This window comes from Kitasatospora sp. NPDC029312 (genome assembly GCF_055569215.1).
In genome coordinates this window covers 21,043-35,630 of the sequence record NZ_JBVHXY010000036.1, presented here as the reverse complement: position 1 = coordinate 35,630, position 14,588 = coordinate 21,043, and the positions used below count along the sequence as shown (strand labels likewise).

Genomic DNA, 14,588 nt, shown 5'->3' with positions numbered 1-14,588 from the left:
CCGCAGCAGCGCGCGGGCCCCGCCGGGACAGGTTCAGGGCAGGTGGCCGCGGAGCCCGCTGACGCCGTCCTGCGGCGGCCAGACAGGGCGCTCGGTCCGGTCCGACGGCGCGTCCCCCACCGGGATGCGCGGCAGTGCGTAGGGGTGGTGGTCGCGCAGGTAGCCGATCAGGTGCTCGCGCAGGCGGCATCGGAGCTCGAAGGCGTCGTCGGCGTTCGCCGCCGTGGCCAGTGCTCGGACCACGATCGTGGTGGGGGTGGTGTCGACCACCTGGAGTGCGCTGCCCTGGCCGTCCCACAGGTCGCTCTTGGCCAGGAAGGCGTCGAACTCCTCCCGCAGCAGCCCGACCGGGGTCTGGTGGTCGAGGTGGAGCAGCGCCGTCCCGGTGATCCGGCTGGTACGGCGCGACCAGTTCTCGAACGGACGGCCGACGAAGTAGGACATCGGCATCACCAGCCGCCGCTGGTCCCAGGTCGCTATCACCACGGCGGTCAGCGTGATCTCCTCGACCGTCCCCCACTCACCGGCCACCACGACGACGTCGCCGATCCGGGCCAGGTCGCCGAAGGCCATCTGCACCCCGGCGAACACGTTGGCGAGCGTGCTCTGGGCGGCCACACCCGCCACCACGCCCACCAGCCCGGCGGAGGCCAGCAGGCTGGTGCCGACACCGCGGACCGCCGGGAAGGTCATCAGTACGGCCCCCAGCGTGGCGACGGCGACGACCGCCTGGCAGATCCGGCCGAGCAGGCTGGCCTGGGTCCGGGCCCGGCCGGCCCACGCCGAATCGCGGCGGTGGACGGCGAGTCTGAGCGCGCTGTCCACGAGGAGCGCCACCACCCGGGCGCACAGCCATCCGCCGGCGGCGATCGAGAGGATCACGAGGAGGTGCCGGAGCTCCTCGCCGGCGGCAGGCGGCGGGTCGATCCACGGCTGCGCGGCGGAGAGCAGCAGGCAGGCCGTCAGCGCCAGGAGCGGACGGCGGCACCTGCGCACCATCCGCGGAACACCGTCGGCGCTGCCGGGAATCGCCAGCCGCCGCGCCACCACCTGCGCCATCCGATCGAGGCCGTAGGTGAAGAGGGCGGCCGCGACACCGACGACGGCGAGGCGGAGCAGGCTCCACCACATGAGCCGGTCTCCTTCCTGTCTCCGGGAGTTGAGCACGGTGACGCCCGGTCCGGGGCACGGTGCCGGCATGCCGACGGACGCCGCCCGGGAGGGTGGCGTCCGTCGGCCCGTGACCGGGCTCGCTGACCGCCGGTCAGTCCGGCGGCTCGGGCGGATGGGGGCGCCCCGGTTGGGGCGTGACCGGGCCGGGGGCCGGCCGTACGGGGCCGGGCACCGGTGGTGGATCCGGCGGCGGCACCGGCGAGCCGGGTGGTGGCGGCGGGTCGGGCAGCACGGGCGGGCCGGGCGGCCGGGCCGGTTCCGGGGGCACCGGCATCGGCGGCCCCGGGGGCTCCGGTTGCGAAGGCGGCGGCAGGACGCCCGGCTGGGCGGGTGCGCTTGTCACGGGGTTCGTCACGGGGGCTCCTCTCGGTCGGTCGTGAACTCGGTTCGTAGGGCTCGGTTGGTGGGCTCGGCTGGTGAGTTCGGCCGGTGAGCTCGCTTCGTGAGGTTCGAAGGCTCGGGTTGAATGGCCTCGCTCGGGAGGGCGGCTCCCCCGACCGGTTCCGCGCCTGCCGTCCGCACGGCCGCGGGTTGACGCCGGGCCCCGCCCCCCGCCGGAGGCAGGGCCCGGCGGCTCAGGCGGCCAGCAGGTCCTGCAGGCCTTGGTCCCAGTCGATCCGGGTATGTTCGCGCCCAGGCGGGACCATCCGGGCCGTCGCGGCCAGGAAGCGGGCGACCGCCTCGGTGGCGGCGGCGAGCAGGGCGACGCCTTCGCGGCCGCCGAGCGCGATCAGCACCCGGTCGCCGTCGAAGGGCGTGACGTGGACGTCGCCCTCACCCGCGGGCCGTTGCAGGCCGGTGATGAGGAGGTCGCGCGAGAGCGTCCACACCGCTTCCGGCTGGTAGGAGGTGAAGTCCAGGTCCACCGCATGGGGGTCGCCGGTCCGGTAGGACCAGCCGACGTCCAGGTCCCGGCTGCGTTCGTCGCCGGTGATCAGTCGCATCGTGATCCGGGCGGTGAGACGTTCCATCGAGCGGGTTCCCCTTCCCGGGTTCCTCCGGGCCGGCCCGGCCTCAGCCGGTCCGCCCGTCAGTCTGTCGCGGTCAGTCCCGTCCGTTCCTGACCGGTGGTGCTCGCCCGACCGGCGATCGTCCGACCAGTGGTTGCGACCCGTCCGGCGCGGCGGCCGGCGGCCGCCTCACATGATCCGGCCGCCGTAGAGCCGGTCGTAGTAGGGCCCGAAGCGTTCGCGGGTGTCGCTCTCCTGGTGGGGCTCGGACTCGTCGAGGTCGGGGCTGTGCTTGATCTCGTCCCTGGACCGGTCGACGTAGACCTTCTGTTCGGCGACCTCGATGCGTGTCACCGTGCCGGCCGGGAGCAGGACGCGCCTGCCGAAGATCCACGGGCCGGTGTCGACGACCAGGTACTGTTCGCCGACCTCCTCGGACAGTTTGTCGACCTTGCCGATCGAGCCGTCGGTGGCCTCGACGTGGAAGCCGATGAGGTCGGTGCCGGCGGTGTGCCCGGCGGTGGTGCGGAACTGCCAGATGTCGTGTCGTTCGCTCATGACTGCCTCCGTTCGCTTCCTCGTGGACCAGGCCTTCCTGTGCGGCCCGGTCGGTCGTGTCCGCTCGGCTGCCCCCGATGTCGCGGTTCATGCGTTCGGCTCAGCCTTCGGCGCCGAATCGCCGTTCAGCGCGGGAGGCGGGTTCAACCGGCCGCCGCCCCGCCGGTCAGCTCGACGTGGTGCTTGAAGTCGTTCAGGTCGTCGATGACCCGGCGGTCGACGAAGCCGAGCGCCTCCGCGAGGTGCTCCCAGACTCCGTGCGGTTCGATCTCCAGCTGCAGCATCACCCGGGTAGTGCGCTCGTCCACGTGATGGAAGGTCACCACACCGCTGTGGCGGACCGGGCCGGAGCCGCCGTCCCAGGCCACCCGCTCCCCTTCCACCACCTCCGTGGTCACGGCTTCGAACTCCCGTCGGCCGCCGGCGGTTTCGACCACCCAGCTGCTGCTGCCGGGGGCGGACACGTCCACGCTCAGCACCCCGCGCATGAACTGCGGGAAGTCCTCGCACCGGATCCAGTGCCCGTAGACCTCGTCGAGTGGCGCCGCCACCTCGACCGACTCCTCGATCCGTCCCATCGTCTCCTCCTCGACCTCCAGCGTCCGGGTTCCCCCGCCTCCGCCGCCCCTGCGGCGGCCCACGGTGTCCGGGTGCCCCGATCCCGGACGGCCATGCACGGTGTGTGCCGTCTCGACTACTCACCTGCTCCGCAAGGGAGTTGTCGCGCTTCGCCAACGGCAAGCGGGCATGGAAACGGCCCCCGGGGGTAACCGGGTGCGGACCGCACGCCGAGCGGAAGGGAACGACGTGGCCACGAGCAGTGACGAACTCCTCCACCGCGCGACAGCCCCGGGCCGGGCGGCGGCAGCGCCGTCGGTCGGCGCACCCGCCGCCTCCCGCGTCGCCCTCCCCGAACTCGCCGGCATCGAGGACGTCCGGCGGGTCGCCCCCGCGGACGCGCGCGAGCTGACCCGGGTGCTGCTGGCCCGGCTCGCGGCACTGGAGGAGGGCACCCGGGCGTACTCGTACGTACGGGCCACGCTCATCGAGCTCAACCTGTCCCTGGTGCGGATCGCGGTGCACCGCCTGGGCAGGCGGAGCGAACCCGAGGAGGACCTGGTCCAGGTCGGCGCGCTGGGACTGATCAAGGCGATCGACCGCTTCGACCCGGGCCATGGCGTCGAGTTCACGACCTACGCCCTGCCGACCATCCTCGGCGAGATCCGGCGCCACTTCCGCGACACCACCTGGGCCGTGCACGTGCCGCGACGCCTGCAGGAGCTGCGCATCGGCCTCGCCAAGGCCCGCGACGTGCTGTTCCAGCGGCTGGGCCGCGCCCCGACCGTGCCCGAACTGGCCGAACACCTCGGACTGCCGGAGGAGGAGGTGGTCGACGGGCTCGCCGCCGCCAACGGCCGTACCGCCGGCTCCCTGGACGCGCCCGCCCCCGAGGGCGAGGAGGGGGAACCGGCCCCGCTCCTCCAGTGCCTCGGCGCCGAGGACCCGAGGTACGCGACGGTCGAGGACCTGATCGTCCTCAAGCCCCTCATCGCCGCCCTGCCGGAGCGCGACCGGCTCATCCTGGCCATGCGCTTCGGCGAGGACCTCACCCAGGCCCAGATCGGCGATCGCCTCGGGCTGTCCCAGATGCAGGTCTCCCGTCTCCTCGGCCGCACGCTGAAACGCCTGCACGCCGGTCTCACCGTCACCTGAGCGCGCGTCACGGCCCATGGACTCCCGGGACGGCCCGAATTCCGACCGGGGCCTGGCCAGTACGGCGTCGGCGTGCTTAGGCTCGGAGAGGACCCCGGGGGAGGGAGAGCGAAGACGATGCGGCCCGAGGAGACGACGCCGGAGGAGGAGGGGCCTGCGACCGTGCCCCCGACCGTCGCGGCCTTCGAACCGCCCTGGCCGAGCGCCCCGGTCAGGCACCAGCCGGTCAGGCGCCGACCGGTCGGGCTCCAGCCGGCCGCACTCCGGCTGGTCGGGCTCCAGCCGGCCGGGTTCGACCTGGCGGCGTGCGGCCCGGCCGGGTCCGATCTGGCCGTCCGCACCTGGCACACCGAGACCCTGGCCGTGGTCTGCGCGCTGGCGGGCGACCTCGACGTCGAGACCCTGGCCCCCGCGCGGAGCACGCTCGACGACCTGGTGGACCGGCATCCGCCGCTGCTCGTCGTCGACCTCGGACACGTCGACTTCTGCGACTCCTCCGGACTGAACCTGCTGTTGCGGACCCGGCTGGCGGCCACCGCGGCGGACGTCGGGTTCCGTCTCTCGGCGCCCTCCGAAGCGGTCCGGCGGCTGCTGGAACTGACCTGCGCGGAGAGCGTGTTCTCGCTCCATCCGTCGCTGGACGCCGCCCTGGCGGCACCGCTGTGAACACTGGCCCCGGATGGCCGCGCATGATCCCGCGGCCGTCGGGAAGCCGAGCAGGCGAAGCCGAACCACACAGTGCCGAACCGGAGGGGAACCCGCCCATGACGACCAGCCGGGCAACCCTGGACGGCGACCGGTCGGGCGCCGGTCCCACACTGCCCCCCGGCGGACAGCGCCGGCGCCTGCACCTGGCCGGGCTGCCCAAGCCCGTCGCCCGTGCCCGGGCGTACACCGCGCAGGCCCTTGCCGACTGGTCGTGGCCGATGGGAGCCGCCGGTACCGGGGAGGACATCGTGCTCCTGGTCGCCGAGTTGGTGGCCAACGCCACCCTGCACGCCGACGGCCCGGTCGAGCTGGTCCTCGACGCCTCCGAGGTCCGCCTGCGGATCGAGGTCGGCGATCGCTCGACCGCTCTGCCCGAGCCGCGCCGCCCCCACCATCCGGGCCTGCCGGGCGGGCACGGCCTGTTCATCGTCCAGCAGACCGCGACCCGCTGGGGTGCGCTGCCGCACGACGACGGAAAAACCGTCTGGGCCGAGATCGACGCGCCGCCTCCATCTCCCGGCAGCTGAGCCGGAATAGGCCCTCCAGTAGACGGCACGCGGGCTCGGAGGCCGTTCACAGTGAATGGCGAAGGTGTTGAAGACGTGACGTTTCACTGAATGCGGAAACAGTCTCCCGACCGCCATTCAGTGAATGGCCGACCTGCAGCAACCGGGCTTCCGATCACGGGTTTCACCTGCCCGGACACTCGCTCTTAATCATTCCTTACCATTCGCCGTTGACCCGCGTTCATCAGCTCTGCTTTCCTCATGCCAGCAGACGGCGGCCCCAGCCGACGGGCAGTCAAATCCGGGTGTCGGAACACACCGCCGGATCCGGCTTTCGAAGGAATTCGCCGTCAGCTCCCTTCCCCACAAAGGGATCGTCCACGGCTCCCCAAGGCCGTACGGGCGATCGGCAGAGAGAGGCACCCCCCACCCCATGGGTCACTCCCGCAGAATGCGGCGTGCGAAGTACGCGGCGCTCACCGGAATCGCGTCGCTCGCGCTCGCCGCCGCCGGCCTGGCCGGCGCGGCCGGACCGGCCGCCGCGCAGGACATCTCCAGCTCCTCGGGCAGCACCGCCAACGAGTTCAACCCCTGGAGCCCGCAGAACGGGCACCCGTACCGGCACGGCGCGGTGCCGAGCACGAAGCAGAACGAGAACTACAAGAAGTGGCTCGCCGAGCACAACCAGGCGGCGGCCACCGGCCAGCAGACGCTGTCCTACGGCGGCGGCGTCGACGGCATCGGCGTGCAGAGCGGCCACTCCAAGGTGTACCTGGTCTTCTACGGCACCCAGTGGGGCACCCAGACCACCGACGCGAGCGGGAACGCCAAGTTCTCGGGCGACTCGGCCGGCGCGGCCGGTGCCACCCAGCAGATGTTCAAGGGCATCGGGACCAACGGCGAGACCTGGTCGGCCGACCTGACGCAGTGGTGCGACGGCCCCAACGTCGCCACCGGTGCCACCAGCTGCCCCTCGAACGCCAACTTCGTCCCGTACCAGAGCGGCGGCGTCCTGTCCGGCGTCTGGTACGACAACGCAGCCGCCTCGCCCGCCCAGGCCACCGGCAACCAGCTCGCCCAGGAGGCCGTCAAGGCCGCCGGTCACTTCGGCAACACCACGGCCGCCGCCAACCGCGACGCGTACTACGTCATCCTCTCGCCGCACGGCACCAACCCGGACGACTACCAGAACCCCACCACCGGGTACTGCGCCTGGCACGACTGGAACGGCGACACCACCCTCACCGGCGGCGCGGCCACCTCGCCCTACGGAGACATCGCCTTCTCCAACCAGCCGTACAACATCGACCAGGGCACCAGCTGCGGGGTCGGCTTCGTCAACTCGCCCGGCACGCTGGACGGCTGGACGATGACGCTCGGCCACGAGTGGCACGAGATGATGTCCGACCAGAACCCGGCGGGCGGCTGGACCAACCACGTGTCCGGCAGCTCGTACAACGGCCAGGAGAACTCCGACGAGTGCGCCTGGATCCGGCCCGGCTCGACGGGCGGCGCCGCGAACGTCTCCTTCGGCTCCTACGGCACCTTCGCCGAGCAGGCCAGCTGGTCGAACGACACCAACTCCTGCGCGATCTCGCACGCCATCCTGACCCACGGCAACACGGTCACCGTCACCAACCCGGGCAGCCAGAGCGGTACCGTCGGCACCGCGGCCAGCCTGCAGATCAGCGCCAGCGACTCGGCCACCGGCGAGACCCTGACCTACTCGGCCACCGGCCTGCCCGCCGGCCTGTCGATCAACTCCTCGACCGGCCTGATCTCCGGCACGCCGACCGCCGCCGGCACCTCCAGCGTGACGGTCACCGCGACCGACACCACCGGCGCTGCCGGTAACACCACCTTCACCTGGACCGAGTCCTCCACCTCGGGCGGTGGATCCGTCACCAACGGCGGCTTCGAGACCGGCAACCTGACCGGCTGGACCACCGCCGGTTCGACCTCCGCCACCGCGGGCGCCGCCCACAGCGGCGGCTACGGCGCCATGGTCGGCTCCACCAGCCCGACCGGGGACTCCTCGGTCGCCCAGACCTTCACTGCGCCGACCGGCTCCAGCAAGGTGTCCTTCTGGTACAGCAACACCTGCAACGACACCGTCACCTACGACTGGGCCACCGCCACCCTGAAGGACAACACCACCGGCACCACCACCACGGTCCTCGCCAAGACCTGCACCACCACGGGCACCTGGACCAACACGACGGCCGCCGTCACCCCGGGCCACTCCTACACGCTCACCCTGAGCAACCACGACGACAACTACCCGGGTGACCCGACCTACACCTACTACGACGACGTGACCGTCTCCTGACGATCGACGCGCCGAACGCGCCGGGGTGGGCCTCGTGCCCGCCCCGGTGCGTTTTCCGCCGGAGGGGGAAGGGATCCGATTCGGCCGCCGGTGCGTCGAACCCGCACCGCTCCTACCCCGGCACAAGGGAACCACCGTGAACCTGAGAAGACCCACCGCCACCGCCACCGCCCTGGCCTGCGCCGCCGTGCTGCTGGCCCTGGCCGGCTGCGGCTCGGCCGCCGCTCCGGCGGCCCCCTCCACCCCGGCGACCTCCTCCGCCCCCGCGGCCACCGCCACGACCGGGTCGGCCGCCGTCACCGCCGACGAGAAGGCCAACCACACCACCCTGAAGGTCGCCGTCGGCGCCACCGTCACCGTCGAGCTGCACAGTACCTACTGGTCCGCCGTCACCAGCTCGGTGCCGGATGTCCTCGCCCCGGTCGGTGCCCTGAGCACCTCGCCGTCCGCCGGCTGCCACCCCGGCGGGGGCTGCGGCAGCGTGGCCACCTCCTTCACCGCCCGTACGCCCGGCACGGCCCACCTCGCCGCCTCCCGCACCACCTGCGGCGAGGCCCTCAACTGCGGGCCGGAGCAACGCACGTACGACGTGACGATCGAGGTCACCGGCTGAGGCAGTCCGACCGGCCTCAGCCCGACGGAACCGCCGGGCTGAGGTCAGTGCCCACCGCGGGGCTGGTCGCAGCCCGTGTGGTCCGGATAGCCGCCGAAGGCCTCCGCCGTGACGGCGGCCGGGTTCACGGTGCCCTCCAGACACAGGTGGTGGGTGCTGATGGCGTCGATCAGGAAGCTGACGCCGGCGCCGTTCTCGTTCACCGTCACCTTGCCGTCCTCGAAGTCGAGGCCGGTGAGCGCGGTGCGGGCACTCCCGACCGTGAAGTCCCCGCGCCGGCGCAGCGGGTCGAGGGCGCCCCGGATCCGCTGGACGGCCGACAGCCCGTCGCAGCGCGGCTGTCCGTGCAGGGGGAGGGGGATCTTGAACCCGTTGTTCTCCCGGTAATGGTCCGGCGGCGACGGCTCGCCGTTGACCGTCGCCCTGGCAGTGGGCGTCGCTGTCGGACTCTCCCCGGGGCAGGGGAAGTCGAGCGGTGACGTGGATGGTGCCGGCGTGCTCAGCGAAGGCATCGTCGCGCCCGGCGCGGCGGTTCCTCCCACGTGCTCGGTCCCGCACCCGGCCAGCAGGAGGCCGAGCCCCGCCACTGCCGGTACCCAACGGCGCACACCCATCGTCCTGATCCTCCTCACGCGCGGACTCCTGCTCAGATCCTCGCCCATGGGCTCCCGCCCCATCGGCGCGGGGTCGGCGCGCCTTCCTTGATGAAGTGCTGACGTCACATCAAGTTACCTCAGGGTTATGTGACCGTGTCATCCGGATCGGCCCGCCCACCGCCTGCTGTTCCACCCGTGTTCAATCACGCGCTCCTGTCCGCGCCCCGCCGACGCCCTACCTTCCCTGGTGGACTGCGAGAAGGGGCTATGGACGACACAGAACTCGCCGTACGGGCTCGCGGATTGACGAAGAGTTTCGGGGACGTCGTGGCGCTCGACGACGTCGGGCTCGCCTTGGCGCCCGGGCGGATCCACGGGCTGGCCGGGCCGAACGGTGCCGGGAAGACGACCCTGCTCGGGCTGCTGCTCGGACTGGCCGTCGCCGACGACGGCGAGTTGCGGGTGCTGGGCAGACCGGTCGGGCCGGCTCTGGCGGCGCCGCACGGCGTGGCCGGGTTCGTGGACGGCCCCGGGCTGTACCCCGCGCTGACCGCGCGGAAGAACCTGGCCGCGCTGGCGGCGCTGCACGGACAGGACGCGCGGGGCCGGCGGATCGACGACGTGCTCGCCGAGGTCGGGCTGACGGACGTCGCCGACGACCGGGTGCGCGGCTTCTCGCTGGGCATGCGGCAGCGGCTCGGGCTGGCCGCCGCGCTGCTCACCGACCCCCGGCTGCTGGTGCTCGACGAACCGTCCAACGGCCTGGACCCGGCGGGCAAGCAGCACGTGCACCGGGCCCTGCGGCGGCTCGCGGACGCCGGGGTGACGGTGGTGCTGTCCAGCCACCGGATGGACGACCTCCAGGCGTTGTGCGACGAGGTCACCATCCTGGCGACCGGGCGGGTCCGCTTCTCCGGCCCGCTGGAGAAGCTCGCGGCCGAGAGCCGCGAGCTGGAACACCGCCTGCTCACCTCCGATCCGCAGGCCGCCCGGCGGGTGGCCGCCGGGGCCGCGGGGGTGCGGGCGGTGGCGCAGACCGGGGCGCGCCGCTCGGACGGCGCGCTGGTCGTACGGGCCGCGGGGCCGGCCGTCGAGGCGTTGGTGGCCGAGCTGGTGCTCGCGGGCATCGGAGTACGCGAAGTCGCGCCCGTGGTACCGCCGTTGGAGGCCGCCTTCCTCGCCTTGACCGAACAGCGGCAGGAAGGGCGGAGATGACCGCGACCACCACCACCGCCACGGCCCGTGCGGGTCTGGCCCCCGAGGCCGGCCGGGTGCCGGTCGGCCGGGTGTACCGCTTCGAGCTGGTCAAGCTCGTCTCCCAGTGGCGGGTCCGGCTGCTGATGCTGGCCTGCTGGATCGTGCCCGGCCTGTTCACGGCCGCCGTGGCCCAGCAGGGCACGCTGCCCTCCGACACCCTGTTCGGCCGCTGGATGCACGCCACCGGATGGGCCGGGCCCCTGGTGGTGCTGGGATTCTCGGGCGCGTGGGCGCTGCCGCTGCTGACCTCGGTGGTCGCCGGCGACGTGTTCGCCGCCGAGGACCGGCTCGGCACCTGGCGCCACCTGCTGGTGGCGATCCGCTCACCACGACGGATCTTCGCGGCGAAGGCCCTGGCGAGCGCGACCGTGATCGTGCTGCTGGTGGCCGGACTGGCGGCCTCCAGCACGGTCGGCGGGCTGGCTGCGGTCGGGAACCGGCCGCTGGTCGGCATCGACGGGCACCTCCTGCCGCCGTCGGACGCGGCTGTGCACGTGCTGCTGGCCTGGGGGAGTGCGCTGGCGCCCACGCTGGCGCTGGCGGCCCTCGGCCTGCTCGGCTCCGTCATCCTGGGGCGGTCGCCGATGGGGCTGCTGGTTCCCGCGCTGGCGGCGGTCGCGATGCAGCTCGCGCAGATGCTGCCGCTGCCGGTGGCGCTGCGCCTCGCGCTGCCCGGATACGCCTTCGTCGCGTGGAACGGGCTGTTCGCCGACCCGGCGCGGCTGGAGGAGTCGCTGATCGCGGTCACGGTCAGCCTGGTGTGGGCCGCGGTGGCGACCGCGGCGGCCTACCGGCTGTTCGTCCGCCGGGACTTCACCACCGGCAGCGAGGACGGCACGGGGCGCCGGGCGCTCACCTTCGGGGTGCTGCCGCTCGCCGGGCTGCTCGCGCTGGCCTCCGGCGCGGTCGCGGTGGCCACGCCCTCGACGGGTTCCGGGGTCTCGCAGACGAAGGTGCAGCAGTCGGTCGCGACCGTGTTCGCGCACCTGTACCGGCTGCAGACCGAGCAGTTGCACCGCCCCGCCGTCACCGAGGACCAGCTGAGGGCCACCGCAGCGTGCGACCGGGGCGACGGCCAGGTCGATCCGCAGGGCCCCGGCAACGACTGGCGCTGTGTCGTCACCTGGCACCTGCCCGGCACGGCCGCCCCGGGGACGGCGGTCTACCAGGTGGACGTGGCTCCGGACGGTCGGCTGACGGCCGACGGTGACGGGCCCAAGGAAGTGAACGGCTACTTCCTCGTGCACACCCCGGGCGGGGACGCGCCGAACCCGCTCTGGCAGTTCGACGGCCAGCTCGGCCTGCTCTCCTCCGCGACGCCCTGACACACCGCAACGCACCCGACGGCCGCACCACAGGCAACGACCACAACGCATTCAACGAAAGGCTGACACCATGCAGGTAACGCGACGTCGACGCCTCCCGAAGGAGCACCCCGTCCTTCGCGGCCGGCGTGTGAGCCGCCGTGCCACGCTCGCCACGGCGTGCATCACGGCGGTGTCCGTGGCCACGGGCACCGCCTTCGCGGCCACCCACCAGTTCGGTACCGACCAGGTCGGTCAGGTCACCGCAGACGGCCAGGTCATCTCCAGCGACCAGTACCTCGCCCCGTACGGCGACCGGCTGGTGATCGACAACGGCAAGGTCATGGCGTCCCGGGTCAGCCCGGACGGCGGTCACCTCGCCGCCTCGGTCGCCGACGGCGACGCGTCCCTGGTCGTGGTGAACCTGAAGACCGGGCGGGTGCAGCAGCGCATCGGCAAGGCCAAGACGGACGACCTGCACCTGACCGACGGCTCGGTCGGCCAGGAGGCCCCGGTCTACTCGCCGGACGGCTCCCAGCTGTGGCTGGGCCAGCTCAACGGCTACACCAGGTTCACCGTGAACGCCGACGGTTCCCTGAGCGCCCCGGTGACGGTGGCGATCCCGGCCGACGGCGACAAGCACGCGCTGGCCTCGGGAGCCGTGTTCTCCGCCGACGGCTCGACGGTGTACGCGGCCGTCAACGGCCAGAACCGGGTGGTCGCGATCAACGCGGCGACCGGCGCGATCGAGCACAGCTGGACGGTGGGCAACGCGCCGCGCGACATCGTGCAGGTCGGCCACAAGCTGTACGTGAGCAACGAGGGCGGGCGCCCGGCCACACCCGACGACGACACGATCAACTCCTACGGCACGCAGGTGGTGGCCGACCCGGACACCGGCGCCACCACCACCGGCACCGTCAGCGTGATCGACCTCGCGGACCCCTCCGCGACCGTGGCGTCCATCGAGGTCGGCCTGCATCCGACGGCGCTGTACGCCAGGAACGGCGTGCTCTTCGTCACCGACACCGGCAGTGACGAGGTGTCGGTCGTCGACACCGCGCGCGGCGAGGTCGTCCAGCGCATCTCCACCAAGCCGTGGCCCGAGGCCTCGGTCGGCTACGAGCCGACCGCCGTCACGCTCACCGACGACGGGCACCTGCTGGTCACCCTCGGCCGCGCCAACGCAGTGGCCGTCTACCGCTTCACCGGTGCGCAGGAGCCGGTCAGCTCCGTCGGTCTGCTGCCCACGGACTACTTCCCGGCCGAGATCACCACCGTCGGGTCCACGGTGGTCGTCTCCAACACCCGCGGCATCGACGCCCGCCGGCCCAACAACACCGGCGCGCACAACACCCACGACACCACCGCCAGCCTCACCCGGTTCACCCTGCCCGGCGACCGGGAGATCCGCTCCCAGACCGCCAAGGTCTTCCGCCAGAACGGCTGGACCAACGGCTCCGTGCAGACCGCCGACCGTCGGAAGGCCAAGCCCGTGCCGGTGCCGGCGCGGATCGGCGACCCGTCGACGATCAAGCACGTCTTCCTGATCGTCAAGGAGAACCGGACGTACGATCAGCTCTTCGGCGACCTCGCGAAGGGCGGCGGCGACCCGAAGCTGGCCCAGTTCGGCGCGAACGTGACACCCAACCAGCACGCGCTGGCCCAGCAGTTCGGGCTCTACGACAACACCTACGACATCGGCACCAACTCCGCCGAGGGCCACAACTGGCTGATGCAGGCCGACAACCCCGAGTACACCGAGTCCTCGGCCGGCGAGTACGAGCGCAGCTACGACACCGAGGACGACGGCCTGGGCCACCAGCGGTCGGGCTTCCTGTGGACGGGCGCCCAGGCCGCCGGGCAGGACGTGCGCGACTTCGGCGAGTTCCACCAGTTCCTCACCAAGCCCGCCGGCGCGACCTGGCAGAACCTGTACTGCGACGCCAAGGACATGGCGGCGAACGGGCAGGACACCGCCTACCCGCTCGAGTCCTCGTCGCCGATCCCCTCGCTCAACGACGTGTCGGTGCCCGGCTTTCCCAAGTTCGACCTCGACGTGCCCGACCAGTACCGGTACCAGATCTGGAAGCAGGACTTCGAGCGGAACGGCCCGGCGAACCTCAACCTGCTGTGGCTGTCCAGCGACCACACCGGCGGCCCGGCCAGCCCGGCCGCGCAGGTCGCCGACAACGACCTGGCCGTCGGCCGGATCGTCGACGAGATCTCGCACAGCGAGTACTGGAAGGACTCCGCGGTCTTCGTGGTCGAGGACGACTCCCAGGCCGGCCTGGACCACGTGGACGGCCACCGTGCCCCGATCCAGATCATCAGCCCCTGGGCGCAGCACGGGGCCGTCGACAGCCGCTACTACTCGCAGATCACCATGATCCGCACCATCGAGCAGATCCTCGGGGTCCACCCGATGAACCAGAAGGACAGCGCGGCCACCCCGATGGCCACGGCCTTCACCGACAAGCCGGACTACACGCCGTTCACCGCGGTGCCCAACCGCACCTCGCTGACCGACGGCCTGAAGACCCCGCCCGCGTGCGGCGTCGACGTACCCGCGGCGCAGGACCGCAGCGCGGCGGCGGCCCCGGCGACGACCGCGCCGCCGGCCGCGGAGCGGGCCGTCGCGGACCAGTGGGACGCCTGGAAGTCCAAGCAGCGCCTCACCGGGCCGACCGCCGCACCGGACCGCGCCAACCCGGCGCAGATGAACCACCTGACCTGGTACCAGACGCACAACTGGACCACGCCGTACCCGGGGGAGTCCGCGATCCTCGCGCCGGACGACGTGCCCGGGGCGTACCTGCCCTCCGCGGAGAACGACGGCTGAGCGGGCCGCGGCGGGAGACCTGACCGCAGGAAGCTCGGG

The 14,588-nt window shown here is 72.5% G+C and carries 13 protein-coding genes; 8 read left to right on the top strand and 5 right to left on the bottom strand.

All coding sequences use genetic code 11. From position 1 onward, the window contains the following. Nucleotides 1–33 precede the first annotated feature (33 nt). The 4 genes from ACZ4WV_RS26070 to ACZ4WV_RS26055 form a co-directional block, all read right to left on the bottom strand. Nucleotides 34–1,131: a mechanosensitive ion channel family protein gene (locus ACZ4WV_RS26070; protein ID WP_465750725.1), complete on the bottom strand. Its 1,098-nt coding sequence runs from the start codon at nucleotides 1,129–1,131 to the stop codon at nucleotides 34–36. Nucleotides 1,132–1,748: 617 nt separating this feature from the next. Beyond that, nucleotides 1,749–2,144, bottom strand: a complete 396-nt coding sequence (locus ACZ4WV_RS26065) for an SsgA family sporulation/cell division regulator (protein ID WP_465750724.1) — start codon at nucleotides 2,142–2,144, stop codon at nucleotides 1,749–1,751. A 168-nt stretch (nucleotides 2,145–2,312) separates the two neighbouring features. Beyond that, nucleotides 2,313–2,681: a PRC-barrel domain-containing protein gene (locus ACZ4WV_RS26060; protein ID WP_465750722.1), complete on the bottom strand. Its 369-nt coding sequence runs from the start codon at nucleotides 2,679–2,681 to the stop codon at nucleotides 2,313–2,315. A 143-nt stretch (nucleotides 2,682–2,824) separates the two neighbouring features. Continuing rightward, complete coding sequence (locus ACZ4WV_RS26055; RefSeq protein WP_465750721.1) at nucleotides 2,825–3,259, bottom strand: SRPBCC family protein; 435 nt, start codon at nucleotides 3,257–3,259, stop codon at nucleotides 2,825–2,827. A gap of 229 nt (nucleotides 3,260–3,488) precedes the next feature. On the opposite strand from ACZ4WV_RS26055, the gene ACZ4WV_RS26050 reads away from it, so the two are divergent. The 5 genes from ACZ4WV_RS26050 (at nucleotide 3,489) to ACZ4WV_RS26030 (ending at nucleotide 8,550) form a co-directional block, all read left to right on the top strand. Next, nucleotides 3,489–4,394 carry a SigB/SigF/SigG family RNA polymerase sigma factor gene (locus ACZ4WV_RS26050; RefSeq protein ID WP_465750719.1) on the top strand — a complete coding sequence of 302 codons (906 nt, stop codon included), beginning with the start codon at nucleotides 3,489–3,491 and terminating at the stop codon, nucleotides 4,392–4,394. A 117-nt stretch (nucleotides 4,395–4,511) separates the two neighbouring features. Continuing rightward, a complete protein-coding gene (locus tag ACZ4WV_RS26045; RefSeq protein WP_465750717.1) occupies nucleotides 4,512–5,060 on the top strand; it encodes an STAS domain-containing protein in 549 nt (182 codons plus the stop codon). A gap of 98 nt (nucleotides 5,061–5,158) precedes the next feature. Continuing rightward, complete coding sequence (locus tag ACZ4WV_RS26040; RefSeq protein WP_465750715.1) at nucleotides 5,159–5,629, top strand: ATP-binding protein; 471 nt, start codon at nucleotides 5,159–5,161, stop codon at nucleotides 5,627–5,629. Nucleotides 5,630–6,059: 430 nt separating this feature from the next. Continuing rightward, entirely contained in the window at nucleotides 6,060–7,937 is a 1,878-nt protein-coding gene (locus ACZ4WV_RS26035; RefSeq protein ID WP_465750713.1) for an Ig domain-containing protein, read from the top strand. A gap of 136 nt (nucleotides 7,938–8,073) precedes the next feature. Next, nucleotides 8,074–8,550: a hypothetical protein gene (locus ACZ4WV_RS26030; protein WP_465750711.1), complete on the top strand. Its 477-nt coding sequence runs from the start codon at nucleotides 8,074–8,076 to the stop codon at nucleotides 8,548–8,550. A 44-nt stretch (nucleotides 8,551–8,594) separates the two neighbouring features. On the opposite strand, the gene ACZ4WV_RS26025 is transcribed toward ACZ4WV_RS26030, so the two are convergent. After that, complete coding sequence (locus ACZ4WV_RS26025) at nucleotides 8,595–9,062, bottom strand: hypothetical protein (protein WP_465750709.1); 468 nt, start codon at nucleotides 9,060–9,062, stop codon at nucleotides 8,595–8,597. Between the two features lie 351 nt (nucleotides 9,063–9,413). On the opposite strand from ACZ4WV_RS26025, the gene ACZ4WV_RS26020 reads away from it, so the two are divergent. The 3 genes from ACZ4WV_RS26020 (at nucleotide 9,414) to ACZ4WV_RS26010 (ending at nucleotide 14,549) form a co-directional block, all read left to right on the top strand. Beyond that, entirely contained in the window at nucleotides 9,414–10,361 is a 948-nt protein-coding gene (locus tag ACZ4WV_RS26020) for an ABC transporter ATP-binding protein (protein WP_465750707.1), read from the top strand. After that, nucleotides 10,358–11,728 carry an ABC transporter permease gene (locus ACZ4WV_RS26015; protein WP_465750705.1) on the top strand — a complete coding sequence of 457 codons (1,371 nt, stop codon included), beginning with the start codon at nucleotides 10,358–10,360 and terminating at the stop codon, nucleotides 11,726–11,728. The genes ACZ4WV_RS26020 and ACZ4WV_RS26015 overlap by 4 nt, the downstream gene beginning before the upstream one ends. A 70-nt stretch (nucleotides 11,729–11,798) precedes the next feature. Further along, nucleotides 11,799–14,549 carry an alkaline phosphatase family protein gene (locus ACZ4WV_RS26010; protein ID WP_465750703.1) on the top strand — a complete coding sequence of 917 codons (2,751 nt, stop codon included), beginning with the start codon at nucleotides 11,799–11,801 and terminating at the stop codon, nucleotides 14,547–14,549. Nucleotides 14,550–14,588 lie beyond the last annotated feature (39 nt).

Excerpts from the sequence above, each read along its gene's own strand:
- ACZ4WV_RS26070 (WP_465750725.1), bottom strand. The coding sequence starts at position 1,131 with ATGTGGTGGAGCCTGCTCCGCCTCGCCGTCGTCGGTGTCGCGGCCGCC.
- ACZ4WV_RS26065 (WP_465750724.1), bottom strand. The coding sequence starts at position 2,144 with ATGGAACGTCTCACCGCCCGGATCACGATGCGACTGATCACCGGCGAC.
- ACZ4WV_RS26060 (WP_465750722.1), bottom strand. The coding sequence starts at position 2,681 with ATGAGCGAACGACACGACATCTGGCAGTTCCGCACCACCGCCGGGCAC.
- ACZ4WV_RS26055 (WP_465750721.1), bottom strand. The coding sequence starts at position 3,259 with ATGGGACGGATCGAGGAGTCGGTCGAGGTGGCGGCGCCACTCGACGAG.
- ACZ4WV_RS26045 (WP_465750717.1), top strand. The coding sequence starts at position 4,512 with ATGCGGCCCGAGGAGACGACGCCGGAGGAGGAGGGGCCTGCGACCGTG.
- ACZ4WV_RS26040 (WP_465750715.1), top strand. The coding sequence starts at position 5,159 with ATGACGACCAGCCGGGCAACCCTGGACGGCGACCGGTCGGGCGCCGGT.
- ACZ4WV_RS26035 (WP_465750713.1), top strand. The coding sequence starts at position 6,060 with ATGCGGCGTGCGAAGTACGCGGCGCTCACCGGAATCGCGTCGCTCGCG.
- ACZ4WV_RS26025 (WP_465750709.1), bottom strand. The coding sequence starts at position 9,062 with ATGCCTTCGCTGAGCACGCCGGCACCATCCACGTCACCGCTCGACTTC.
- ACZ4WV_RS26020 (WP_465750707.1), top strand. The coding sequence starts at position 9,414 with ATGGACGACACAGAACTCGCCGTACGGGCTCGCGGATTGACGAAGAGT.
- ACZ4WV_RS26015 (WP_465750705.1), top strand. The coding sequence starts at position 10,358 with ATGACCGCGACCACCACCACCGCCACGGCCCGTGCGGGTCTGGCCCCC.
- ACZ4WV_RS26010 (WP_465750703.1), top strand. The coding sequence starts at position 11,799 with ATGCAGGTAACGCGACGTCGACGCCTCCCGAAGGAGCACCCCGTCCTT.